Source organism: Streptococcus sp. 29887, from assembly GCF_032595075.1.
GTDB classification, from domain to species: domain Bacteria; phylum Bacillota; class Bacilli; order Lactobacillales; family Streptococcaceae; genus Streptococcus; species Streptococcus iners.
Genome location: NZ_CP118735.1, coordinates 61,612 through 85,000 on the forward strand (window position 1 = coordinate 61,612; position 23,389 = coordinate 85,000).

37 protein-coding genes, 1 tRNA gene and 1 rRNA gene are annotated in these 23,389 nt (G+C 41.1%); all 39 read left to right on the forward strand.

The genetic code is table 11. The annotated features are described in order from the left end of the window. Positions 1-20: 20 nt before the first annotated feature. On the forward strand, positions 21-1,172 hold the full coding sequence (gene recA / locus PW252_RS00350; protein WP_105125513.1) for a recombinase RecA: 1,152 nt from the start codon (positions 21-23) through the stop codon (positions 1,170-1,172). Between the two features lie 159 nt (positions 1,173-1,331). Continuing rightward, positions 1,332-1,730: a transcriptional regulator Spx gene (gene spx / locus PW252_RS00355; RefSeq protein WP_029177692.1), complete on the forward strand. Its 399-nt coding sequence runs from the start codon at positions 1,332-1,334 to the stop codon at positions 1,728-1,730. A 105-nt stretch (positions 1,731-1,835) separates the two neighbouring features. Further along, a complete protein-coding gene (locus tag PW252_RS00360) occupies positions 1,836-2,102 on the forward strand; it encodes an IreB family regulatory phosphoprotein (protein ID WP_029177693.1) in 267 nt (88 codons plus the stop codon). After that, entirely contained in the window at positions 2,102-2,521 is a 420-nt protein-coding gene (ruvX, locus tag PW252_RS00365; protein WP_032499507.1) for a Holliday junction resolvase RuvX, read from the forward strand. Before PW252_RS00360 ends, ruvX begins: the two co-directional genes overlap by 1 nt. Before the next feature lie 11 nt (positions 2,522-2,532). Continuing rightward, positions 2,533-2,850: a DUF1292 domain-containing protein gene (locus tag PW252_RS00370; RefSeq protein WP_004195480.1), complete on the forward strand. Its 318-nt coding sequence runs from the start codon at positions 2,533-2,535 to the stop codon at positions 2,848-2,850. A gap of 386 nt (positions 2,851-3,236) precedes the next feature. Beyond that, on the forward strand, positions 3,237-3,785 hold the full coding sequence (locus tag PW252_RS00375; protein WP_136628856.1) for a nucleotidyltransferase family protein: 549 nt from the start codon (positions 3,237-3,239) through the stop codon (positions 3,783-3,785). 85 nt (positions 3,786-3,870) lie between these two features. After that, positions 3,871-4,344, forward strand: a complete 474-nt coding sequence (locus tag PW252_RS00380) for a sigma-70 RNA polymerase sigma factor region 4 domain-containing protein (protein WP_248051104.1) — start codon at positions 3,871-3,873, stop codon at positions 4,342-4,344. 264 nt (positions 4,345-4,608) lie between these two features. After that, the gene (gene rpsJ / locus PW252_RS00385) at positions 4,609-4,917 is read left to right on the forward strand and encodes a 30S ribosomal protein S10 (RefSeq protein WP_002939332.1); all 309 of its coding nucleotides are present in this window, start codon (positions 4,609-4,611) and stop codon (positions 4,915-4,917) included. A gap of 97 nt (positions 4,918-5,014) precedes the next feature. Further along, positions 5,015-5,641 carry a 50S ribosomal protein L3 gene (gene rplC / locus PW252_RS00390; RefSeq protein WP_011921686.1) on the forward strand — a complete coding sequence of 209 codons (627 nt, stop codon included), beginning with the start codon at positions 5,015-5,017 and terminating at the stop codon, positions 5,639-5,641. A gap of 24 nt (positions 5,642-5,665) precedes the next feature. Continuing rightward, the gene (gene rplD / locus PW252_RS00395; RefSeq protein ID WP_248051102.1) at positions 5,666-6,289 is read left to right on the forward strand and encodes a 50S ribosomal protein L4; all 624 of its coding nucleotides are present in this window, start codon (positions 5,666-5,668) and stop codon (positions 6,287-6,289) included. Further along, positions 6,289-6,588: a 50S ribosomal protein L23 gene (locus PW252_RS00400; protein WP_004195491.1), complete on the forward strand. Its 300-nt coding sequence runs from the start codon at positions 6,289-6,291 to the stop codon at positions 6,586-6,588. The genes rplD and PW252_RS00400 overlap by 1 nt, the downstream gene beginning before the upstream one ends. Positions 6,589-6,605: 17 nt before the next feature. Beyond that, positions 6,606-7,439, forward strand: a complete 834-nt coding sequence (rplB, locus tag PW252_RS00405) for a 50S ribosomal protein L2 (protein ID WP_002936663.1) — start codon at positions 6,606-6,608, stop codon at positions 7,437-7,439. A 250-nt stretch (positions 7,440-7,689) separates the two neighbouring features. Further along, positions 7,690-7,971, forward strand: coding sequence for a 30S ribosomal protein S19 (gene rpsS, locus PW252_RS00410; protein ID WP_000533766.1), 282 nt, complete (start codon positions 7,690-7,692; stop codon positions 7,969-7,971). A 17-nt stretch (positions 7,972-7,988) separates the two neighbouring features. Continuing rightward, positions 7,989-8,333: a 50S ribosomal protein L22 gene (gene rplV, locus PW252_RS00415; protein ID WP_002936662.1), complete on the forward strand. Its 345-nt coding sequence runs from the start codon at positions 7,989-7,991 to the stop codon at positions 8,331-8,333. 12 nt (positions 8,334-8,345) lie between these two features. After that, positions 8,346-8,999 (forward strand): 30S ribosomal protein S3, encoded by a 654-nt coding sequence (rpsC, locus tag PW252_RS00420; protein ID WP_044689746.1) that lies wholly within the window; start codon positions 8,346-8,348, stop codon positions 8,997-8,999. Between the two features lie 3 nt (positions 9,000-9,002). Then, a complete protein-coding gene (gene rplP, locus PW252_RS00425; RefSeq protein ID WP_002936660.1) occupies positions 9,003-9,416 on the forward strand; it encodes a 50S ribosomal protein L16 in 414 nt (137 codons plus the stop codon). 9 nt (positions 9,417-9,425) lie between these two features. Further along, a complete protein-coding gene (rpmC, locus tag PW252_RS00430; protein ID WP_002936659.1) occupies positions 9,426-9,632 on the forward strand; it encodes a 50S ribosomal protein L29 in 207 nt (68 codons plus the stop codon). A 23-nt stretch (positions 9,633-9,655) separates the two neighbouring features. Continuing rightward, positions 9,656-9,916: a 30S ribosomal protein S17 gene (rpsQ, locus tag PW252_RS00435; RefSeq protein ID WP_000440801.1), complete on the forward strand. Its 261-nt coding sequence runs from the start codon at positions 9,656-9,658 to the stop codon at positions 9,914-9,916. Positions 9,917-9,940: 24 nt separating this feature from the next. After that, the gene (rplN, locus tag PW252_RS00440; RefSeq protein ID WP_002936658.1) at positions 9,941-10,309 is read left to right on the forward strand and encodes a 50S ribosomal protein L14; all 369 of its coding nucleotides are present in this window, start codon (positions 9,941-9,943) and stop codon (positions 10,307-10,309) included. Between the two features lie 182 nt (positions 10,310-10,491). After that, on the forward strand, positions 10,492-10,797 hold the full coding sequence (gene rplX, locus PW252_RS00445) for a 50S ribosomal protein L24 (protein WP_014637292.1): 306 nt from the start codon (positions 10,492-10,494) through the stop codon (positions 10,795-10,797). A 23-nt stretch (positions 10,798-10,820) separates the two neighbouring features. Further along, entirely contained in the window at positions 10,821-11,363 is a 543-nt protein-coding gene (gene rplE / locus PW252_RS00450; RefSeq protein ID WP_002936653.1) for a 50S ribosomal protein L5, read from the forward strand. 14 nt (positions 11,364-11,377) lie between these two features. Continuing rightward, positions 11,378-11,563 carry a type Z 30S ribosomal protein S14 gene (locus PW252_RS00455; protein ID WP_002936651.1) on the forward strand — a complete coding sequence of 62 codons (186 nt, stop codon included), beginning with the start codon at positions 11,378-11,380 and terminating at the stop codon, positions 11,561-11,563. Between the two features lie 306 nt (positions 11,564-11,869). Next, positions 11,870-12,268, forward strand: coding sequence for a 30S ribosomal protein S8 (rpsH, locus tag PW252_RS00460; protein ID WP_002936647.1), 399 nt, complete (start codon positions 11,870-11,872; stop codon positions 12,266-12,268). A 420-nt stretch (positions 12,269-12,688) separates the two neighbouring features. After that, positions 12,689-13,225 (forward strand): 50S ribosomal protein L6, encoded by a 537-nt coding sequence (gene rplF, locus PW252_RS00465; RefSeq protein ID WP_172043756.1) that lies wholly within the window; start codon positions 12,689-12,691, stop codon positions 13,223-13,225. A gap of 88 nt (positions 13,226-13,313) precedes the next feature. Then, positions 13,314-13,670, forward strand: coding sequence for a 50S ribosomal protein L18 (gene rplR, locus PW252_RS00470; RefSeq protein WP_002936641.1), 357 nt, complete (start codon positions 13,314-13,316; stop codon positions 13,668-13,670). 18 nt (positions 13,671-13,688) lie between these two features. After that, positions 13,689-14,183 (forward strand): 30S ribosomal protein S5, encoded by a 495-nt coding sequence (gene rpsE, locus PW252_RS00475; RefSeq protein WP_002936639.1) that lies wholly within the window; start codon positions 13,689-13,691, stop codon positions 14,181-14,183. Between the two features lie 14 nt (positions 14,184-14,197). After that, positions 14,198-14,380 carry a 50S ribosomal protein L30 gene (gene rpmD / locus PW252_RS00480; RefSeq protein ID WP_002936638.1) on the forward strand — a complete coding sequence of 61 codons (183 nt, stop codon included), beginning with the start codon at positions 14,198-14,200 and terminating at the stop codon, positions 14,378-14,380. A gap of 130 nt (positions 14,381-14,510) precedes the next feature. After that, positions 14,511-14,951 carry a 50S ribosomal protein L15 gene (gene rplO / locus PW252_RS00485; RefSeq protein WP_002936637.1) on the forward strand — a complete coding sequence of 147 codons (441 nt, stop codon included), beginning with the start codon at positions 14,511-14,513 and terminating at the stop codon, positions 14,949-14,951. A 13-nt stretch (positions 14,952-14,964) separates the two neighbouring features. Further along, positions 14,965-16,275, forward strand: coding sequence for a preprotein translocase subunit SecY (secY, locus tag PW252_RS00490; protein ID WP_105125509.1), 1,311 nt, complete (start codon positions 14,965-14,967; stop codon positions 16,273-16,275). A gap of 93 nt (positions 16,276-16,368) precedes the next feature. Then, positions 16,369-17,010, forward strand: coding sequence for an adenylate kinase (locus PW252_RS00495; RefSeq protein ID WP_248051100.1), 642 nt, complete (start codon positions 16,369-16,371; stop codon positions 17,008-17,010). 122 nt (positions 17,011-17,132) lie between these two features. Further along, positions 17,133-17,351, forward strand: a complete 219-nt coding sequence (infA, locus tag PW252_RS00500) for a translation initiation factor IF-1 (RefSeq protein WP_002936627.1) — start codon at positions 17,133-17,135, stop codon at positions 17,349-17,351. Positions 17,352-17,375: 24 nt separating this feature from the next. Further along, positions 17,376-17,492, forward strand: coding sequence for a 50S ribosomal protein L36 (gene rpmJ, locus PW252_RS00505; RefSeq protein WP_001808836.1), 117 nt, complete (start codon positions 17,376-17,378; stop codon positions 17,490-17,492). Positions 17,493-17,511: 19 nt separating this feature from the next. Further along, positions 17,512-17,877, forward strand: coding sequence for a 30S ribosomal protein S13 (rpsM, locus tag PW252_RS00510; RefSeq protein ID WP_099832346.1), 366 nt, complete (start codon positions 17,512-17,514; stop codon positions 17,875-17,877). A 17-nt stretch (positions 17,878-17,894) separates the two neighbouring features. After that, complete coding sequence (rpsK, locus tag PW252_RS00515) at positions 17,895-18,278, forward strand: 30S ribosomal protein S11 (protein ID WP_004195509.1); 384 nt, start codon at positions 17,895-17,897, stop codon at positions 18,276-18,278. Between the two features lie 44 nt (positions 18,279-18,322). Then, the gene (locus PW252_RS00520) at positions 18,323-19,261 is read left to right on the forward strand and encodes a DNA-directed RNA polymerase subunit alpha (RefSeq protein WP_248045795.1); all 939 of its coding nucleotides are present in this window, start codon (positions 18,323-18,325) and stop codon (positions 19,259-19,261) included. A 14-nt stretch (positions 19,262-19,275) separates the two neighbouring features. Beyond that, positions 19,276-19,662 (forward strand): 50S ribosomal protein L17, encoded by a 387-nt coding sequence (gene rplQ, locus PW252_RS00525; RefSeq protein ID WP_105113652.1) that lies wholly within the window; start codon positions 19,276-19,278, stop codon positions 19,660-19,662. A 212-nt stretch (positions 19,663-19,874) separates the two neighbouring features. Next, positions 19,875-21,134, forward strand: a complete 1,260-nt coding sequence (locus tag PW252_RS00530; RefSeq protein ID WP_248051099.1) for a gamma-glutamylcysteine synthetase — start codon at positions 19,875-19,877, stop codon at positions 21,132-21,134. A 419-nt stretch (positions 21,135-21,553) separates the two neighbouring features. Beyond that, positions 21,554-23,110: ribosomal RNA gene (locus PW252_RS00535) — 16S ribosomal RNA — on the forward strand. Positions 23,111-23,162: 52 nt separating this feature from the next. Then, positions 23,163-23,235: transfer RNA gene (locus PW252_RS00540), tRNA-Ala, on the forward strand. The last annotated feature ends 154 nt before the right edge of the window (positions 23,236-23,389 follow it).

Genomic DNA, 23,389 nt, shown 5'->3' on the forward strand with positions numbered 1-23,389 from the left:
AAGAAAAGAGGAGAACAGCATTGGCTAAAAAACCTGCTAAAAAATTAGAAGAAATTACAAAGAAATTTGGAGATGAGCGTAAAAAGGCGCTCGACGATGCCCTTAAAGCTATTGAAAAAGATTTTGGTAAGGGTGCGGTGATGCGCTTGGGAGAGCGTGCTGAACAGAAAGTTCAGGTTATGAGCTCAGGTAGTCTATCTATCGATATTGCACTAGGTGCAGGTGGCTATCCTAAAGGGCGTATTGTGGAAATTTATGGTCCGGAAAGTTCAGGTAAGACAACCGTTGCCTTGCACGCAGTAGCTCAGGCTCAGAAAGATGGCGGGATCGCTGCCTTTATCGATGCGGAACACGCCTTGGATCCAGCCTATGCAGCGGCTCTTGGTGTAAACATCGATGAGTTGCTCTTGTCACAGCCAGACTCAGGGGAGCAAGGTCTGGAAATTGCTGGTAAGTTGATTGACTCAGGTGCTGTTGACTTGGTTGTTGTGGACTCGGTTGCAGCCCTTGTACCTCGTGCAGAAATCGACGGTGATATCGGCGATAGCCACGTTGGTTTGCAGGCTCGCATGATGAGCCAGGCCATGCGTAAACTCGGTGCATCCATTAACAAGACCAAGACAGTAGCTATTTTCATTAACCAATTGCGTGAAAAAGTTGGGGTTATGTTTGGTAACCCTGAAACAACGCCTGGTGGACGTGCCCTTAAGTTCTATGCTTCTGTTCGTATGGATGTCCGTGGAAATACGCAAATCAAGGGTACTGGTGACCAAAAAGATCAAAACGTTGGTAAGGAAACCAAGGTGAAAATCGTGAAGAACAAGGTAGCCCCTCCCTTTAAAGAGGTTGTTGTTGAAATCATGTATGGTGAAGGAATTTCTCGTACAGGTGAATTGATTGAGATTGGAACCAATCTTGGTTTTATCAAAAAAGCTGGTGCATGGTATTCATATAATGGCGAAAAAATCGGACAAGGCTCTGAGAATGCTAAGAAGTATCTCGTTGAACATCCAGAAGTCTTTGACGAAATTGACCGCAAAATCCGTATTCACTACGGCTTGATTGAAGGTGAGGAAACACCAGAAGTCGTGACAGAAGAGGCTCCTGTTGCAATCGAAGAGGTTCAAGATGTTATTTTGGACTTGGATGGCGGTATTGAATTAGAAGAATAACAGCGAAAAAGTTTGGGTCATCCAGACTTTTTTCTGATTAAAAAACGAATATTCGCCCCAAAATTTAAAGTTTTTTTGAAAATAGGTCTACAGACGGATGGAATTTGTGGTATAATAGTCTATAATGTGCTTACTAAGATGTAGCAAAGGAGTGACTACATGATTAAAATTTATACAGTATCTAGTTGTACTTCTTGTAAGAAAGCAAAGAACTGGTTGAATGCCCATCAATTGTCCTATAACGAACATAACCTAGCTAAAGAGGCAATCACCAAGGAAGAAATTTTAAATATCTTGACCAAGACGGAAAATGGCATTGCGAGTATTGTATCGTCAAAAAATCGCTATGCTAAGAGTTTGGATTTTGATATTGAAGATTTGAGTGTCAATGAAGTGATTGACTTGATTACTTCTAATCCACGTATTTTGAAAAGTCCAATTCTGATTGACGAGAAACGATTGCAGGTTGGATATAAAGAAGATGACATTCGCGCCTTCTTACCACGAGCGGTTCGCAATGTAGAGAACGCTCAAGCTCGTATGCGAGCAGCCTTATAAGAGTGAGGAAGAACTCTGTTTCAGGGTTCTTTTTACACTTTCTTTGTGCTTGCTCTGGAAATATGATATAATGAAAATGAATAAAAATTGAAAGAAGGTGTAAGTATGGGATTCACAGAAGAAACAGTTCGCTTTCGTCTGGATGACACAGATAAGCAAGAAATTAGTCAAACCTTGACCAGTGTTTATCGTTCATTGGAGGAAAAAGGCTATAATCCAATCAACCAAATCATTGGCTATGTATTAAGTGGGGACCCTGCTTATATTCCTCGCTACAATGATGCCCGCAATCAAATTCGTAAACATGAACGCGATGAAATCATCGAAGAATTGGTGCGCTACTACCTGAAAGGAAATGGGATTGACCTCTAATGAGAATAATGGGATTAGATGTCGGTTCAAAGACTGTTGGCGTAGCCATTTCAGACCCTTTAGGTTTCACAGCTCAAGGCTTGGAAATTATTCCGATTGACGAAGAAAAGGGTGAATTTGGTTTTCAACGTTTAACTGAGTTGGTTGAACAATATAAGGTTGATAAGTTTGTTGTAGGCCTACCTAAGAATATGAATAATACTAGTGGTCCACGTGTGGAAGCTAGTCAAGCTTACGGTGATTTATTGACTGAGCGTTATAAACTTCCAGTTGATTATCAGGATGAACGTTTAACAACTGTTGCAGCAGAGCGCATGCTAATTGAGCAAGCGGATATCAGCCGAGGAAAACGCAAGAAAGTTATCGATAAATTAGCAGCTCAGCTGATTTTACAAAATTATTTAGATAGAACATTTTAAAGGAGATACGAATGGCACATCATCATGACCATGAACACGACCACAATCACGACGAACGTGAATTGATTACTTTGGTAGACGACCAAGGAAACGAAACACTTTTTGAAATTTTATTGACAATTGACGGTCAAGAAGAATTCGGTAAAAACTACGTCCTCTTAATACCTGCAAGCGCAGAAGAAGATGAGAACGGAGAAGTTGAAATTCAAGCCTACTCATACATTGAAAATGAGAACGGCACAGAAGGCGACCTCCAACCAATCCCAGAAGACGCAACAGCAGAATGGGATATGATTGAAGAAGTCTTCAACAGCTTTATGGAGGAATAAAAAGGTCCAGTGGACCTTTTTATCTTTTGCTTGAAAACAGGAGAGCAAAACTAGGTCCGGGTGGCCTTTTTATCATGGTACTGAGGCCTTTGGATCATGATAATAAAGAATAAAGGTCTGGTGAATATTTTAGTCTGCTCTCTGAGGCTGGGACAAAGGTCCTGGTCTCACTTGTTTTTTCTTAATAGTTCAACGTGACGCAGTGGTAGAGTGCGCTCTAATTCACTGATGTTACCAGTTTTTACGGCCCCTACTCAACTGTGTGGAGGTGGGCTAACGGCTCATCGAACTCTTTGGGTTACCGATTTTTATCCCACTCTCTTTTCTTATGGAAACTAGTAAAAATACCACTAAAATCAATGAACAACTTGAAGGTAGAGGATTGTATGAAAGATGAGTTAGAAAGATATTTGTTAAAAGACCCTGATATCATTAGGATTCTGGGGATTGTAAAGGATTTAGACTTAGCGGACTCGTGGATTTGTGCAGGAACAATTCGTAATTTTATCTGGAATCATTACCATTTTGATAAAAATACGGATGTTGATCTTATCTTTTACGATGAGCAAGTGTCGTATCAAGCAACAAAAGAATTAGAAGTAAATTTGCGTCAAAGATATCCGGAATATCAGTGGGAAGTTAAGAATCAAGTATTTATGCACATTCATAGCCCAGACACCCTTCCTTATCAATCGTCGAGAGATGCGATGGAAAAATTCCCAGAAAGGTGTACCGCAATTGGTGTTCGTCAGACAGAAAATGGGAATATAGAACTATTTGCCCCTTATGGATTGACTGATATTTATAATTATTTGGTACGACCAACTCCTCATTTTATGGCCAATTCTAAACGTATGTACTTATATGAGAAAAGAATAAAAAAGAAGAATTGGAAAAAACAATGGCCTAAAATAACCATAAAATATGAAGAATAAACAAAATATAATCCGATAGACAAAAATGTCCTGTAGAAAGTTAGCTCTTTTCGATAAACTTAAACCATCAAACAAAGGAGATAGGATGATGGAATTTGAAAAGGTCTATGATTGCGTAAAAGGAATTGTTAACAAGGCTCGTAAAGAGTTTTATATCAAACTGTGGGACAGAGATGACTGGGAGCAGGAAGGCATGATAACCTTGTTTGAATTATTGGAGGATCAACCATGGTTGATTGGGGAAAGAGCCCAGTTGTATTGTTATTTCAAGGTTAAATTCAGAAATCGGATTAAGGACTATGTTCGCAGACAGGAAAGTAAAAAGCGCAAGTTTGACCGCATGCCTCATGAAGACATACATGAACTATCACAAGTAATACAATCGCCAGGTTTAGTCAATGACGAGCTATTGTTGTTGAGAGGTGCCTTGAGAGATTATCGGAAAAATTTGTCCATGGACCAATTGGAAAATTATGAAAAACTAATTAGTGGTCAGAGTTTCAATGGTCGCAAGAACATGCTTAGGGATTTACAAGAACATTTAAAGGACTTTCGATGATTGTTTTCTACTAATGCTATAAAAATAATGGCGATAAAATATACGAACCGCCTCCCAAAACAGAAGTTTTGGGATTTTTAAATTTTTAAGTAAAAACTCTTGCAATGCACAATATAATTTGATAGAATGTTCTAGTGCCGTAAAATTACGGCTGTAGCTTTGATGCAAGAGGTTGCGACACGCTCGGTTGCATTGCCACGCAACGCGTGTTGGTTTTCTTGTGGAGCTAGCCTATTATCTTAAATAGACGAAAAGGAGAAAAAGATGGCAAACAAAAAAATCCGCATCCGCTTGAAAGCGTACGAACACCGTACACTTGATACAGCAGCTGCAAAAATCGTTGAAACTGCAACTCGTACAGGTGCTCAAGTAGCAGGTCCAGTTCCACTTCCAACAGAACGTAGCCTCTACACAATCATCCGTGCGACTCACAAGTACAAAGATTCTCGTGAGCAGTTCGAAATGCGTACACACAAACGTTTGATTGACATCATCAACCCAACTCAAAAAACAGTTGATGCTTTGATGAAATTGGATCTTCCAAGTGGTGTAAACGTAGAAATCAAATTGTAATCAAGTCGCGAGCAAAACTCAGAAACTTGATTTGAGCATGAAAAACGCTCGTTAAAAACTTTTTAAATACAAAATTAAGAAAAGGAATATTTTTCTCATGACAAAAGGAATCTTAGGGAAAAAAGTGGGAATGACTCAAATCTTCACTGAATCTGGTGAATTTATCCCTGTAACTGTCATCGAAGCAACTCCAAACGTTGTTCTTCAAGTGAAAACAGTTGAAACTGATGGTTATGCAGCAGTTCAAGTTGGTTTTGATGACAAACGCGAAGTATTGAGCAACAAACCTGCCAAAGGCCATGTAGCTAAAGCTAACACAGCTCCTAAGCGCTTCATTCGTGAATTCAAAAACATTGAAGGCTTGGAAGTTGGACAAGAAATTACAGTTGAAACTTTCGCAGCTGGTGATGTTGTTGATGTAACTGGTACATCTAAAGGTAAAGGTTTCCAAGGTGTTATCAAACGCCATGGTCAATCACGTGGTCCTATGGCTCACGGTTCTCGTTACCACCGTCGTCCAGGTTCTATGGGTCCTGTTGCACCTAACCGTGTATTCAAAGGTAAAAACCTTGCAGGTCGCATGGGCGGCAACCGTGTAACAATTCAAAACCTTGAAGTTGTACAAGTTGTTCCAGAAAAGAACGTTATCCTTATCAAAGGTAACGTACCAGGTGCTAAGAAATCTCTTATCACTATCAAGTCAGCAGTTAAAGCTGGTAAATAATAAGGAAAGGGGAAATCAGTCGAAATGGCAAACGTAACATTATTTGACCAAACTGGTAAACAAGCTGGTGAAGTAGTTCTTAACGATGCGATCTTTGGTATCGAGCCAAACCAAGCAGTTGTATTTGATGTGATCATCAGCCAACGTGCTATCCTTCGTCAAGGTACTCACGCAGTTAAAAACCGTTCAGCAGTCTCAGGTGGCGGACGCAAACCATGGCGTCAAAAAGGAACTGGACGTGCTCGTCAAGGTTCTATCCGTTCACCACAATGGCGTGGCGGTGGCGTAGTCTTCGGACCAACTCCACGTTCATACGCGTACAAACTTCCACAAAAAGTTCGTCGCTTGGCACTTAAATCTGTTTACTCAGAAAAAGTTGCTGAAAACAAATTTGTAGCTGTTAACTCACTTGAATTCACAGCTCCAAAAACTGCTGAATTTGCAAAAGTACTTGCAGCATTGAGCATTGATTCTAAAGTCCTTGTTATTCTTGAAGAAGGCAACGAATTCGCAGCTCTTTCTGCTCGTAACATCCCAGGAGTTAAAGTTGCAACTGCAACAACTGCAAGCGTACTTGACATCGCAAATGCAGACAAACTTCTTGTAACTCAAGCAGCTATCTCTAAAATTGAGGAGGTTCTTGCATAATGAATTTGTATGATGTTATCAAAAAACCTGTCATCACAGAAAGCTCAATGGGCCAACTCGAAGCAGGCAAGTATGTATTTGAAGTTGACACTCGTGCACACAAACTCTTGATCAAGCAAGCTGTTGAAGCTGCATTCGAGGGTGTTAAAGTTGCAAATGTTAACACAATCAACGTGAAACCTAAAACAAAACGCGTAGGTCGTTATGTAGGTCGCACAAACAAAGTGAAAAAAGCAATCATCACATTGGCTGCTGATTCAAAAGCGATCGAATTGTTCGCTACAGCTGACGCTGAATAATCAAAGGAGGAATTAACGTGGGTATTAAAGTTTATAAACCAACGACAAATGGCCGTCGTAACATGACTTCTTTGGACTTCGCTGAAATCACAACAAGCACTCCAGAAAAAAGCTTGCTTGTTGCTTTGAAGAGCAAAGCTGGTCGTAACAACAACGGTCGCATCACTGTTCGTCACCAAGGTGGCGGTCACAAACGTTTCTACCGTTTGGTAGACTTCAAACGTAACAAAGATGGCGTTGAAGCAATCGTTAAAACTATCGAATACGATCCAAACCGTTCAGCAAACATCGCTCTTGTACACTACACAGACGGTGTTAAAGCTTACATCATTGCTCCTAAAGGTCTTGAAGTTGGTCAACGCATCGTTTCAGGTCCAGAAGCAGATATCAAAGTTGGTAACGCACTTCCACTTGCAAACATCCCAGTCGGTACTGTTGTTCACAACATCGAGTTGAAACCAGGTCGCGGTGGTGAGTTGGTTCGTGCTGCTGGTGCATCTGCACAGGTTCTTGGTCAAGAAGGTAAATACGTTCTTGTTCGCCTTCAATCAGGTGAAGTTCGTATGATCCTTGGTACTTGCCGTGCTACTGTTGGTACTGTAGGTAACGAACAACATGGCCTTGTTAACCTTGGTAAAGCAGGTCGTAGCCGCTGGAAAGGTATCCGTCCAACAGTTCGCGGTTCTGTAATGAACCCTAACGATCACCCACACGGTGGTGGTGAAGGTAAAGCACCAGTTGGTCGTAAAGCACCATCTACACCATGGGGTAAACCAGCTCTTGGTTTGAAAACTCGTAACAAGAAAGCTAAATCTGACAAACTTATCGTTCGTCGTCGCAACCAAAAATAATCTATTCTTAGTTGCATAGCATTCTATATCATCCGCCAACTCGGTAGGGATTGTCATGGACTGACTATTCCAGCACCTCAGTTTGATTGAAATGCCAGTTTGACGCAGTGGTTGATTGCAGTTTCTAGTAGCATAGCTACGTCGAAACTTCTAATCAACTGTGCGGGGGCAGGACAACGAACACGGTAACTGGGGTTCTGTCCAGCTCCCAAGCCGCTGTGGTACATATTTTAAAGGAGAAAACACTAAAATGGGACGTAGTCTTAAAAAAGGACCTTTCGTCGATGAGCATTTGATGAAAAAAGTTGAAGCTCAAGCAAATGACGAAAAGAAAAAAGTAATTAAAACTTGGTCACGTCGTTCAACGATCTTCCCAAGTTTCATCGGTTATACAATCGCAGTTTACGATGGACGTAAACACGTACCTGTATACATTCAAGAAGACATGGTAGGTCACAAACTTGGTGAATTTGCACCAACTCGTACTTACAAAGGTCATGCTGCTGACGACAAGAAAACTCGTCGTAAATAATTTAGGAGGAAAACACAATGGCAGAAATTACTTCAGCTAAAGCAACTGCTCGCACAGTACGTGTTTCACCTCGTAAATCACGTCTTGTCTTGGATAACATCCGTGGCAAAAGCGTAGCAGACGCAATCGCAATCTTGAAATTCACACCAAACAAAGCTGCAGGCATTATCGAGGGAGTTTTGAACTCAGCAATCGCTAACGCTGAAAACAACTTTGGTTTGGAAAAAGCTAACTTGGTAGTCAGCGAAGCATTCGCAAACGAAGGACCAACGTTGAAACGTTTCCGTCCACGTGCGAAAGGTTCTGCTTCACCAATCAACAAACGCACAGCTCACATCACTGTAGTTGTGGCAGAGAAATAAGGAGGTAAAAACGTGGGTCAAAAAGTACATCCAATTGGTATGCGTGTTGGCATCATCCGTGATTGGGATGCTAAATGGTATGCTGAAAAAGAATACGCGGATTACCTTCATGAAGATCTTGCAATCCGCAACTTTATCAAAAAAGAATTGGCTGATGCTTCAACATCAACAATCGAAATCGAACGTGCTGTAAATAAAGTTATCGTTTCTATCCACACTGCTAAGCCAGGTATGGTTATCGGTAAAGCTGGTAGCAACGTTGATGCACTTCGTGCTCAATTGAACAAATTGACTGGCAAGCAGGTACACATCAACATCATCGAAATCAAACAACCTGATTTGGATGCACACCTTGTTGGTGAGTCAATCGCTCGTCAATTGGAGCAACGTGTGGCATTCCGCCGTGCTCAAAAACAAGCTATCCAACGTGCAATGCGCGCTGGTGCAAAAGGTATCAAAACACAAGTTTCTGGTCGTTTGAACGGTGCTGATATTGCCCGTGCAGAAGGCTACTCAGAAGGAACTGTTCCTCTTCATACACTTCGTGCGGATATCGACTACGCTTGGGAAGAAGCTTTGACAACTTACGGTAAACTTGGTATCAAAGTATGGATCTACCGTGGTGAAGTTCTTCCAGCTCGTAAAAACACTAAAGGAGGTAAATAACAAATGTTAGTACCTAAACGTGTAAAACACCGTCGTGAATTCCGTGGAAAAATGCGCGGTGAAGCTAAAGGTGGAAAACAAGTAGACTTTGGTCAATACGGTCTTCAAGCAACTACTAGCTCATGGATTACAAACCGCCAAATCGAAGCTGCCCGTATCGCTATGACGCGTTACATGAAACGTGGTGGTAAAGTTTGGATTAAGATCTTCCCACACAAATCATACACTGCTAAAGCTATCGGTGTACGTATGGGTTCTGGTAAAGGTGCTCCTGAAGGTTGGGTAGCTCCAGTTAAACGCGGTAAGGTTATGTTTGAAGTAGCTGGCGTTTCTGAAGAAATCGCACGCGAAGCATTCCGCCTTGCTGGTCACAAATTGCCAGTTAAAGTTAAATTCGTAAAACGTGAAGCAGAATAAGGAGAAGACATGAAACTTCAAGAAATTAAAGATTTTGTAAAAGAACTTCGTGGCCTTTCTCAAGAAGAACTTGCTAAGAAAGAAAACGAATTGAAGAAAGAACTCTTCGAACTTCGTTTCCAAGCTGCTGCTGGTCAACTTGAGCAAACTGCTCGTTTGAACGAAGTGAAGAAACAAATTGCACGTATCAAAACTGTGCAATCTGAAACTAAATAATAGATTGGGAAAGGAGAATTTCAATGGAACGCAATAATCGTAAAGTTCTTGTTGGACGCGTAGTATCTGACAAAATGGACAAAACAATCACAGTTGTAGTTGAAACAAAACGTAACCACCCAGTCTATGGTAAACGTATTAACTACTCTAAAAAGTACAAAGCTCATGATGAAAACAATGTTGCTAAAGAAGGCGATATCGTTCGTATCATGGAAACTCGCCCACTTTCAGCTACAAAACGTTTCCGTCTTGTAGAAGTTGTGGAAGAGGCAGTTATCATTTAATCAACCTGAAAGGAGAAAATTGACATGATTCAAACAGAAACTCGTTTGAAAGTTGCTGACAACAGTGGCGCACGTGAAATCTTGACAATCAAAGTTCTTGGTGGTTCAGGACGTAAATTCGCGAACATCGGCGACATCATCGTTGCTTCAGTAAAACAAGCTACTCCTGGTGGTGCGGTTAAAAAAGGTGACGTTGTTAAAGCCGTTATCGTTCGTACTAAGACAGGTGCTCGTCGTGCTGATGGTTCATACATCAAATTCGATGAGAATGCTGCTGTTATCATCCGTGAAGACAAAAACCCTCGCGGAACTCGTATCTTTGGCCCAGTGGCACGTGAATTGCGTGATGGCGGTTTCATGAAAATCGTTTCATTGGCACCAGAAGTACTTTAATCAGATAGTTTTAGGAAATTTGTCACAGACTAGGCAGTTTGTTGCAGATAGTACTTGGGTACATCAAAACAAACTAACGAAGTCTGTGACGGATTTAGTAAACTAGAAAACAAACTAAGTCCCCTGGTTAAATTACTAACCAGGGTGCCCATTAGGGCGTAAGAAATTATAGGAGAAATCAAATGTTTGTAAAAAAAGGCGATAAAGTTCGCGTAATCGCTGGTAAAGACAAAGGCGTTGAAGCTCTTGTCGTAACAGCACTTCCAAAAGTAAACAAAGTTATTGTTGAAGGTGTTAACATCGTTAAGAAACACCAAAAACCAAACAGCGAAAACCCTCAAGGTGCTATCGTTGAAAAAGAAGCTCCAATCCATGTGTCAAACGTTCAAGTTCTTGACAAAAATGGTGTTGCAGGACGCGTTGGTTACAAGTTTGTAGACGGCAAAAAAGTTCGCTACAACAAAAAATCAGGCGAAGTGCTTGATTAATCACGAAGGAAAGGAGAAGTATAATGGCAAATCGTTTAAAAGAAAAATATCTTAATGAAGTAGTTCCTGCTTTGACTGAACAATTTAACTATTCTTCAGTTATGGCTGTGCCAAAAGTTGATAAGATCGTTTTGAACATGGGTGTTGGTGACGCTGTTTCTAACGCTAAAAACCTTGAGAAAGCTGCTCAAGAATTGGCTTTGATCTCAGGTCAAAAACCACTTATCACTAAAGCTAAGAAATCAATCGCCGGCTTCCGTCTTCGTGAGGGTGTTGCGATCGGTGCGAAAGTAACTCTTCGTGGCGAACGTATGTATGAGTTCTTGGACAAATTGGTTACAGTTTCACTTCCACGTGTACGTGACTTCCACGGTGTACCAACTAAGTCATTCGACGGACGTGGTAACTACACACTTGGTGTGAAAGAGCAATTGATCTTCCCAGAAATCAACTTCGACGATGTTGATAAAACTCGCGGTATGGATATCGTTATCGTTACAACTGCTAACACTGACGAAGAATCACGTGCATTGCTTACTGGCCTTGGTATGCCGTTTGCAAAATAAGAGGGAGAGAATAAATGGCTAAAAAATCAATGATCGCTAAGAACAAACGCCCAGCTAAGTTCTCTACACAAGCTTACACACGCTGTGAAAAATGTGGACGTCCACACTCAGTTTACCGCAAATTCAAATTGTGCCGTGTATGCTTCCGCGACTTGGCTTACCTTGGACAAATTCCTGGCGTAACAAAAGCTTCTTGGTAAGATAAGATGTGAGAGCGTTTAGCAACCAAGGCAAAGATAGGAGATTTGACGACGAAGTTTACTTCTAGGAAAATCTATTTTCTTTGCTAAGGTTGTAGCTCGAACTCAATTAAAACAACCCCGATACAAAGTTTGCTTGCCGATTTGAACACGGGCGAAAGCCTGTGTGAAAAAGACAAACTTTCCTAGAAACCAAAGTTTCTACGTCAAGTTTTCTATTTTCACTTTGGCTTTTTAGCGCCCTTTGTATCATGAATTAACTAGCAAGTGACTAGATCAAACTGCTAGTGAGAGGAGAAACAACAAATGGTTATGACTGACCCAATTGCAGATTTTTTGACACGTATTCGTAACGCTAACCAAGCAAAACACGAAGTGCTTGAAGTTCCTGCATCAAACATCAAAAAAGGTATTGCTACAATCCTTAAAAACGAAGGTTTTGTAAAAAACGTTGAATTCATCGAAGATGACAAACAAGGTATCATCCGCGTATTCTTGAAATACGGACCAAACGGTGAAAAAGTTATCACTAACTTGAAACGCGTTTCAAAACCAGGTCTTCGTGTTTACTCAAAACGTGAAGATATTCCAAAAGTTCTTAACGGACTTGGTATCGCAATCATCTCAACATCAGAAGGTCTTTTGACTGACAAACAAGCTCGTCAAAAGAATGTTGGTGGTGAGGTTATCGCATACGTTTGGTAATCTTTTAGCTTCCAATTTCGTCATGTGCCTGTGTTAGAGCGTCTGGACATACCCAAGTATAGCCTGCGTCGCTCTGCCTTGTCACATTTAGAAATTGAAACCTAAAAGCATGATTGCTTCTCAAATGCGATCATGAGACCTAACTAGAACAAGACTTACTAATTGAACACGCCTACAACTCATTGAAAAAAGTGGAAAGTGTTTCAGAAATGTTCACTTTGTTTGTCGTAAACGTCTGAACTTTCTCTGACCTTTGGTCAGGAAAGTCCTTGTCGTTCTGACGAGGGTGCGTCTGCGAAATCAAAGATTTCGGACTTGCCGCTTATTTTTCTTCGAGTTGCTTAACGGCTTTGTATCTTGTTCACCCCGTGAAAACTAGTCGCTCGACGGCTTGATAATTTAACAGGAGAATTAAAAAATATGTCACGTATTGGTAATAAAGTAATTACATTGCCTGCTGGTGTTGAGCTTGCTCAAAACAACGGCGTGGTAACTGTAAAAGGACCTAAAGGGGAATTGACTCGTGAATTCCCAACTGCTATTGAAATCCGTGTGGAAGGTACAGAAGTTACACTTCACCGTCCAAACGATTCAAAAGAAATGAAGACTATTCACGGTACTAGCCGTGCTAACCTCAACAACATGGTTGTTGGTGTTTCTGAAGGCTTCAAAAAAGAACTTGAAATGCGTGGTGTCGGTTACCGTGCTCAATTAGCTGGTAACAAATTGACACTTGCTGTTGGTAAATCACATCCAGATGAAGTGGTTGCACCAGAAGGTATTACATTTGAAGTTCCAACACCAACACAAATCATCGTGTCTGGTATCAACAAAGAAGTTGTTGGTCAAACAGCAGCTTACATCCGTAGCCTTCGCGCTCCTGAGCCATACAAAGGTAAAGGTATCCGCTACGTTGGTGAATTCGTTCGCCGTAAAGAAGGTAAAACAGGTAAATAATAGCTTGCTGGGGTGGCTAAGCCACCTGGCTGACTATTTCTCAAATTGTTTCGTAAGAAACAGAATCATACATTAAGAGGTGAATATTGTGATTTCAAAACCAGATAAAAACAAAATCCGCCAAAAACGCCACCGTCGCGTTCGCGGTAAAATCTCTGGAACTGCTGCTCGCCCACGTTTGAACATTTTCCGTTCTAATACAGGCATCTACGCTCAAGTGATTGATGACGTAGCGGGTGTAACGCTCGCAAGCGCTTCTACTCTTGATAAAGAAGTTTCAAAAGGTACTAAGACAGAACAAGCTGTTGTTGTAGGTAAACTCGTTGCTGAACGCGCGGTAGCTAAAGGTATTTCTGAAGTGGTCTTTGACCGCGGTGGATATCTCTATCACGGACGTGTGAAAGCTTTGGCTGAATCAGCTCGTGAAAACGGATTGAAATTCTAATAGGGAGGACACTAAGAAATGGCATTCAAAGATAACGCAGTTGAAATTGAAGAACGCGTAGTAGCCATCAACCGTGTTACAAAAGTTGTTAAAGGTGGACGTCGTCTTCGTTTCGCAGCTCTTGTGGTTGTTGGTGACCGTAACGGTCGCGTAGGTTTCGGTACTGGTAAAGCTCAAGAAGTACCAGAAGCTATCCGTAAAGCAGTTGAATCTGCTAAGAAAAACATGATTGAAGTACCAATGGTTGGTACAACAATTCCTCACGAAGTTCGTTCAGAATTTGGAGGAGCTCGTGTATTGTTGAAACCTGCTTCAGAAGGTTCTGGGGTTGCTGCCGGTGGTGCAACTCGTGCCGTAATCGAATTGGCAGGTATCGCAGATGTGACTTCTAAGTCACTTGGTTCAAACACACCAATCAACATCGTTCGCGCAACAGTTGAAGGTTTGAAACAATTGAAACGTGCTGAAGAAGTGGCTGCACTTCGTGGCATCTCAGTTTCTGATTTAGCATAAGAAAGGAGATACTCATGGCTCAAATTAAAATCACTTTGACTAAGTCTCCAATCGGTCGCAAACCAGAACAACGTAAAACAGTTGTTGCACTTGGACTTGGTAAATTGAACTCTTCAGTTGTTAAGGAAGATAACCCAGCTATCCTTGGTATGGTTAACGCTATCTCTCACTTGGTAACTGTAGAAGAAGTTAAGTAAAATAACAAATGGCTAAGTCGCATAGAAAATTCTTTGCGACTTCTAGTCAATTTCATAAAATAAGCGAGTTTGTGGACAAAGACTCTTGTATTCCACAGGCGCTAGCATATAAAAGAGGAGAAAATAAGTAATGAAACTTCATGAATTGCAACCTGCTACAGGTTCTCGTAAAGTCCGCAACCGTGTAGGTCGTGGTACATCATCAGGTAACGGTAAAACTTCTGGCCGTGGTCAAAAAGGTCAAAAAGCTCGTAGCGGTGGCGGTGTTCGTCCAGGTTTTGAGGGTGGACAAACTCCATTGTTCCGTCGTCTTCCAAAACGTGGATTTACAAACATCAACGCTAAAGAATACGCAATCGTTAACCTTGATCAATTGAACGCTTTTGAAGATGGTGCTGAAGTAACACCAGTTGTACTTATCGAAGCTGGTATTGTTAAAGCTGAAAAATCAGGTATCAAAATCCTTGGTAACGGCGAATTGACGAAGAAATTGACAGTTAAGGCTGCTAAATTCTCTAAATCAGCTGAAGAAGCAATCACTTCTAAAGGTGGCTCAGTAGAAGTCATCTAAGAGGTGACAGCCTATGTTTTTTAAGCTTTTAAAGGATGCCTTGAAAATAAAATTGGTGCGTAGTAAAATTCTATTTACCATTTTTATCCTTTTGGTTTTCCGAATCGGTACTCATATTACAGTGCCAGGGGTAAATGCAAAAAGTCTTGAAGCCTTGTCAAATGTCCCATTTTTGAACATGTTGAGTCTGGTTTCTGGTAATGCAATGCGAAATTTTTCGGTCTTTGCGCTAGGGGTTAGCCCATATATCACGGCTTCTATCATTGTTCAACTCTTACAAATGGATATCTTACCCAAATTTGTAGAATGGGGAAAACAGGGTGAAGTTGGTCGACGGAAGTTAAATCAAGCGACCCGATACATCTCTTTGGTGTTGGCGTTTGTTCAGTCTATCGGTATCACAGCAGGTTTCAATGCTCTATCAGGTGCAAAATTAACAAATATGCCACTTAACTGGCAAACCTATTTGTTAATTGGTTCCATTTTAACAACTGGTTCAGTTATTGTTACTTGGTTAGGAGAACAAATTTCTGAAAAAGGCTACGGTAATGGGACATCAATGATTATCTTTGCGGGTATCATTTCATCCTTGCCAGGAACTTTTTATGAGATTTACATCGACCGTTTTGTTAATATTGAATCGAGTCGTCTGGGACAATCTGCGGTTTTTGTTGCAGCATTGATTGTCTTGATACTTTTTGTAATTTACTTTACAACATTTGTACAACAAGCTGAGTATAAACTACCAATTCAGTACACAAAACGTGCTCAAGGTGCACCTTCTAGCTCTTACTTGCCCCTAAAATTGAATCCAGCAGGAGTTATTCCCGTTATCTTTGCAGGTTCCATTACTGCAGTTCCAACTTCTTTGATTCAATATTTTGCAAGTCAGAATAGAAGTGCGGGTTGGTTAATGGCAGTTCAAGAATACTTTGATTATTCAACTGTCAAAGGAATGATTGTTTACGCAAGTTTGATTATCTTGTTTACTTTCTTCTATACATTCGTTCAGGTCAATCCTGAAAAAACTGCAGAAAGTTTACAAAAGAGTGCTGCCTATATCCACGGCGTACGGCCTGGAAATGGGACAGAGCAATTCTTGTCTAAATTGCTGAAGCGATTAGCTGCGATTGGCGCACTATTCCTAAGCTTTATCGCCTTGCTACCAATTCTTGCACAAAATCTCTTTGGGCTTTCTTCGAATATTGCTTTCTTGGGTACAAGTTTGATTATCTTGATTTCAACAAGTATCGAAGGTATTAAGCAGTTGGAAGGCTACCTTCTAAAGAGAAAATATGTAGGTTTCTTGGAAATTACAGAATAGAATATAGGTTGACCTCGTCAACCTTCTATTTTGTTTTTAGATAAGTTTGTCAATGTTGGCAAATTTATGTGAAAACAAAATAAGGAGTTTGTCATGAATCTTTTAATTATGGGTTTACCAGGTGCTGGTAAGGGGACACAGGCAGCTAAGATTGTAGAGAAATTTAATGTTGCTCATATTTCTACTGGCGATATGTTCCGTGCAGCGATGGCGAATCAGACTGAGATGGGGGTTTTGGCTAAGTCTTATATTGACAAGGGCGATTTAGTACCAGATGAAGTTACTAATGGCATTGTCAAAGAGCGCTTGGTTCAAGATGATATTAAAGAAAAAGGTTTCTTGTTGGACGGTTACCCACGTACTATCGAACAAGCCCATGCACTAGATGCAAACTTGGCGGATTTGGGTATTGAATTGCAAGGAGTAATCAACATTGATATTGATCCATCAAAATTGATTGAGCGTCTAAGTGGCCGCATCATTCATAAGGAAACAGGTGAAACCTTCCACAAGGTATTCAATCCACCAGTTGGGGATTACAAAGAGGAAGATTACTACCAACGTGAAGATGATAAGCCAGAATCTGTTAAACGCCGTTTAGAAGTAAACATTGCACAAGGTCAACCGATTATCGAACACTATCGTGCCAAAGGATTGGTGCATGATATTGAAGGTGACCAAGACATCGAACTTGTTTTCCAAGCAATTGATACTGTGCTATCAAAATTGCAATAAACTTAATAGATTTGGCTTGCATTTTTCCACCAAAAGTGATAAAATAGCCTAGTCTGACTTATAATTGTTACCTCTGTGTTCAGAGGGCATCAAATCGATATTTAGAGAGGGGTTACTTTTGCATGGCAAAAGAAGATGTGATTGAAATTGAAGGCAAAGTAGTTGATACAATGCCAAATGCTATGTTTACTGTTGAGTTGGAAAATGGACACCAAGTCCTTGCAACTGTTTCTGGTAAAATCCGTAAGAACTACATTCGTATTTTGGTCGGTGACCGCGTAACTGTTGAGCTTAGTCCATACGACTTGACACGTGGACGTATCACATACCGCTTTAAATAGTCGAAATACTTGGAGGGATTAGACATGAAAGTAAGACCATCGGTCAAACCAATTTGCGAATACTGCAAAGTCATTCGTCGTAATGGTCGTGTTATGGTGATTTGCCCAGCAAACCCTAAACACAAGCAACGTCAAGGTTAAGAAATAGAAAGGAGAAAACATGGCTCGTATTGCTGGAGTTGACATTCCAAATGACAAACGTGTAGTTATTTCATTGACTTATGTTTATGGTATCGGTCTCGCAACTTCTAAGAAAATTCTTGCAGCAGCAGGTATTTCAGAAGATGTTCGCGTAAAAGATTTGACACCGGATCAAGAAGACGCTATTCGTCGCGAAGTTGATGCAATCAAAGTTGAAGGTGACCTTCGTCGTGAAGTTAACTTGAACATCAAACGTTTGATGGAAATCGGTTCATACCGTGGTATCCGTCACCGTCGTGGACTTCCTGTCCGTGGACAAAACACTAAAAACAATGCCCGCACTCGTAAAGGTAAAGCTGTTGCGATCGCAGGTAAGAAAAAATAAAATAGGAGGTAGAAAAATTGGCTAAACCAACACGTAAACGTCGTGTGAAAAAGAATATCGAATCTGGTATTGCACATATTCACGCAACATTTAATAACACTATTGTTATGATTACTGATGTGCATGGTAACGCTATTGCTTGGTCATCAGCTGGTGCTCTTGGTTTCAAAGGTTCTCGTAAATCTACACCATTCGCGGCTCAAATGGCTTCAGAAGCTGCTGCTAAATCTGCACAAGAACACGGTCTTAAAACAGTTGAAGTTACCGTTAAAGGCCCAGGTTCAGGTCGTGAGTCTGCTATCCGCGCTCTTGCTGCCGCTGGTCTTGAAGTAACAGCAATTCGTGATGTGACTCCTGTACCACACAATGGTGCTCGTCCTCCAAAACGTCGCCGTGTATAATCATACATACCATACACAGCTTTTCGTTTAAGAGGGAGTAAGAAATGATTGAGTTTGAAAAACCAACAATAACAAAAATTGATGAAAAAAAAGATTACGGCAGATTTGTCATCGAACCGCTAGAACGTGGTTATGGAACAACTCTTGGTAACTCTCTTCGTCGTGTACTTCTTGCTTCACTTCCAGGTGCTGCAGTAACATCAATTAAAATTGATGGCGTACTCCACGAATTCGACACAGTTCCAGGTGTCCGTGAAGATGTTATGCAAATTATTCTTAGCATCAAAGGCATTGCTGTAAAATCTTATGTCGAAGACGAAAAGACGATTGAACTTGATGTAGTAGGTCCAGCTGAAGTAACAGCAGGGGACATTCTTACTGACAGTGACATTGAAATTATTAACCCAGATCATTATCTATTTACAATTGCTGAAGGTGCTACTTTTAAAGCGGTTCTGACTGTAAATTCAGGTCGTGGTTATGTACCAGCTGAAGGCAATAAAAAAGATGATGCACCCGTAGGGACGCTTGCTGTGGATTCTATCTACACGCCAGTGAAAAAAGTCAACTATCAAGTTGAGCCAGCTCGAGTTGGTAGCAACGATGGTTTTGACAAACTGACACTTGAAATCAATACAAATGGTACCATTATTCCAGAAGATGCTTTAGGTCTTTCTGCACGTATTTTGATGGAGCACCTCGGTCTATTTACAGATTTGACTGAAGTTGCTAAATCGGCAGAAGTAATGAAGGAAACTGAAGTAACGTCTGACGACCGTATGCTTGATCGTACGATTGAAGAATTGGACCTTTCTGTTCGCTCGTATAACTGTTTGAAACGCGCAGGTATTAATACTGTGTTTGATTTGACAGAGAAAACTGAGCCAGAAATGATGAAAGTGCGCAATCTTGGTCGTAAGAGTCTTGAAGAAGTCAAGGTTAAATTGGCTGACTTAGGTCTAGGATTGAAGAAAGATAAATAATATAGGAGGAAATCATGGCATACCGTAAACTAGGACGCACTAGCTCACAACGTAAAGCAATGTTGCGCGATTTGACAACTGACCTTTTGATCAACGAATCAATCGTTACAACTGAAGCTCGTGCTAAAGAAATCCGTAAAACAGTTGAAAAAATGATCACACTTGGTAAACGTGGTGACTTGCACGCACGTCGTCAAGCTGCTGCATTCGTTCGTAACGAAATCGCATCTGAAAACTATGATGAAGCTACTGACAAGTACACAGCTACTACTGTACTTCAAAAATTGTTCTCAGAAATTGCGCCTCGCTATGCAGAACGCAATGGTGGATATACTCGTATCCTCAAAACTGAACCACGTCGTGGTGATGCTGCCCCAATGGCAATTATCGAACTTGTATAAGATCATCAATTTTGTTGAGTGTTATGATGATGGGATTTGTTTCAAATCCTTAGTCTAGCTCTGGTCTGCCGCTGGGTTCATCCCAGCGGTAACACTCATCATATTGATTGGACGCTTGTTTACGAAATTACTCTAATGTAGAATAATTTCGTAAGCAGGCGTTTTATTTTTGCATAAAATTTGATATACTTTAAAGAACGAATGGAGGATACATGGCTGAAATTACTAACTTCTTTAAAGATTATTATCTTTCGAAAATACAGGATAAACCAGAATTATTTATTGGAATTGAACTTGAATATCCAATAGTGAATAAAAATGGAGGACCCACCTCTATAAAAGTAGCCAAAGATTTACTCGTACATCTTGCAAAGAATATGGATTTTTATGTAAGGAAGTTGGATGAAACTGGCAATCCTATAGAGATTGTCAATGATGATGGCGATCTTATCCTATTCGAAGTAACCTATAACACGCTAGAATTGGCGTTTGCGAAGGCAAAATATATTCACGATGTAGCTAAGCGCTTTGAATTTTATTTACAAGAAATACAGCGATTCTTGGCTTTATATGATCATGAATTGCAGGGAGTGGGAATAAATCCTGGTTGGCAGTTAAATGACCACAGACCAGTAGCTACAGATCGTTATAAGATGCTTATGGCTTATTTAAGATTGGCTGAAAACCACCCTCATATGCATCCCTATGTGGATTATGCGGGTTTTATTTGCGGCAACCAGGTTCAATTTGATGTATCACGTGAAAACTATCTACGGGTTATAAATGCATTTAATAAGATTGAAGCTGTCAAGGCCTTCCTTTTTGCGAATTCTGAATTTGCCGAGCGTGAAGATTGGACAATAAGTCGAGATTATTTTTGGGAATCCTCTATGCATGGTTTGATAGAGGATAATGTCGGGGTATATCCAGAGGATTTCAATACAGAAACAGATTACCTTGAGTTTCAGAAAAAAACGGCCATCTTCTATATTGAACGTGATGCAAAATGTTATTACTTCCCTCCTATCACTATAAAAGATTTTCTAAGAATGAAAAAAATAACTGCTATGACTACCTCTGGTCAGTCGCACGAAATTGTTCCAACTACTAGCGATTTGAAAACACATCGTTCTTATCATTATCAGGAGTTGACCAAAAGAGGCACAATTGAATTCAGAAGTATCTGTACACAACCATTTGATAAGACATTTGCACCGATTGCCTTTCAATTAGGGTTGCTTGTAAATTTAGAAAAATTTGAAAAAATACTAGAAGAAACAGATTTCTTTGACTATTTTGGAAGAGATTACAAGCATCTTCGTAAACAATTCTCAGTAAAACACCTTACGAAAATAGAACGAGAAATCGTAGGGCAAATATCCAGAGAACTAGTGACTTGTGCGACAGAAGGTCTGAAAGCCAGAGGTATGGGGGAAGAAAAATACTTATTATCTTTACAGGATAACAACTGATAATCATTTTAGGTTATCAGTTTTTATTATTTCATAAAAAATCTACAAAAAGTGTTGACAAGAGGAAATGAAGATGATAGAATAATTGAGTTATCTTTTAGAGAACCTGTTAACCGTTTGAAAAAAGTTTCAAAAAGTAGTTGACAAGGTCAAATGAAGATGATAGAATAATTGAGTTGTCAAATCTGAAGCGAGACAACACGAAAAAAAGAAATTAAAAAAATTTCAAAAAAGTGTTGACAAGCAGTTGAAGAAATGATAAACTAAGATAGTTGTCGCAAGAGAGCGATAACAACAAGACCTTTGAAAATTAAAGAAGACGAACCAAACGTGCAGGGTGATTTATCGAATAATAAATCGTCAATGAACAAAAACAATAAAACGGAAAGCTAGTGATAGCTTGAGTTTGAATCAAAACTTTTTATGAGAGTTTGATCCTGGCTCAGGACGAACGCTGGCGGCGTGCCTAATACATGCAAGTGGAACGCACTTATTTCACCGGAGCTTGCTCCACCGAGATAAGTGAGTCGCGAACGGGTGAGTAACGCGTAGGTAACCTGCCTCATAGCGGGGGATAACTATTGGAAACGATAGCTAATACCGCATAACAGCATTTATCGCATGGTAGATGTTTGAAAGAAGCAATTGCTTCACTATGAGATGGACCTGCGTTGTATTAGCTAGTTGGTGGGGTAACGGCTCACCAAGGCCTCGATACATAGCCGACCTGAGAGGGTGATCGGCCACACTGGGACTGAGACACGGCCCAGACTCCTACGGGAGGCAGCAGTAGGGAATCTTCGGCAATGGGGGCAACCCTGACCGAGCAACGCCGCGTGAGTGAAGAAGGTTTTCGGATCGTAAAGCTCTGTTGTAAGAGAAGAACTGTGAGAAGAGTGGAAAGTTTCTCACTTGACGGTATCTTACCAGAAAGGGACGGCTAACTACGTGCCAGCAGCCGCGGTAATACGTAGGTCCCGAGCGTTGTCCGGATTTATTGGGCGTAAAGCGAGCGCAGGCGGTTTGATAAGTCTGAAGTAAAAGGCTGTGGCTTAACCATAGTACGCTTTGGAAACTGTCAAACTTGAGTGCAGAAGGGGAGAGTGGAATTCCATGTGTAGCGGTGAAATGCGTAGATATATGGAGGAACACCGGTGGCGAAAGCGGCTCTCTGGTCTGTAACTGACGCTGAGGCTCGAAAGCGTGGGGAGCGAACAGGATTAGATACCCTGGTAGTCCACGCCGTAAACGATGAGTGCTAGGTGTTGGGTCCTTTCCGGGACTCAGTGCCGCAGCTAACGCATTAAGCACTCCGCCTGGGGAGTACGACCGCAAGGTTGAAACTCAAAGGAATTGACGGGGGCCCGCACAAGCGGTGGAGCATGTGGTTTAATTCGAAGCAACGCGAAGAACCTTACCAGGTCTTGACATCCCAGTGACCGCCCTAGAGATAGGGTTTCTCTTCGGAGCACTGGTGACAGGTGGTGCATGGTTGTCGTCAGCTCGTGTCGTGAGATGTTGGGTTAAGTCCCGCAACGAGCGCAACCCCTATTGTTAGTTGCCATCATTCAGTTGGGCACTCTAGCGAGACTGCCGGTAATAAACCGGAGGAAGGTGGGGATGACGTCAAATCATCATGCCCCTTATGACCTGGGCTACACACGTGCTACAATGGCTGGTACAACGAGTCGCAAGTCGGTGACGGCAAGCTAATCTCTTAAAGCCAGTCTCAGTTCGGATTGTAGGCTGCAACTCGCCTACATGAAGTCGGAATCGCTAGTAATCGCGGATCAGCACGCCGCGGTGAATACGTTCCCGGGCCTTGTACACACCGCCCGTCACACCACGAGAGTTTGTAACACCCGAAGTCGGTGAGGTAACCTTTTAGGAGCCAGCCGCCTAAGGTGGGATAGATGATTGGGGTGAAGTCGTAACAAGGTAGCCGTATCGGAAGGTGCGGCTGGATCACCTCCTTTCTAAGGAAATGGAACCTGTACGTTAGTCTTCTTTAATTTTGAGAGGTCTTGTGGGGCCTTAGCTCAGCTGGGAGAGCGCCTGCTTTGCACGCAGGAGGTCAGCGGTTCGATCCCGCTAGGCTCCATTAACAACGGAAGTTGTTAAGATTTTGTCCATTGAAAATTGAATATCTATCAAACATTCCTGATGTATCTGCAAGGATACATTAAGAAATAGTAACAAGAAAATAAACCGAAAACGCTGTGAATATTTAATGAGTTTTCTAATTTTTTTAAAAA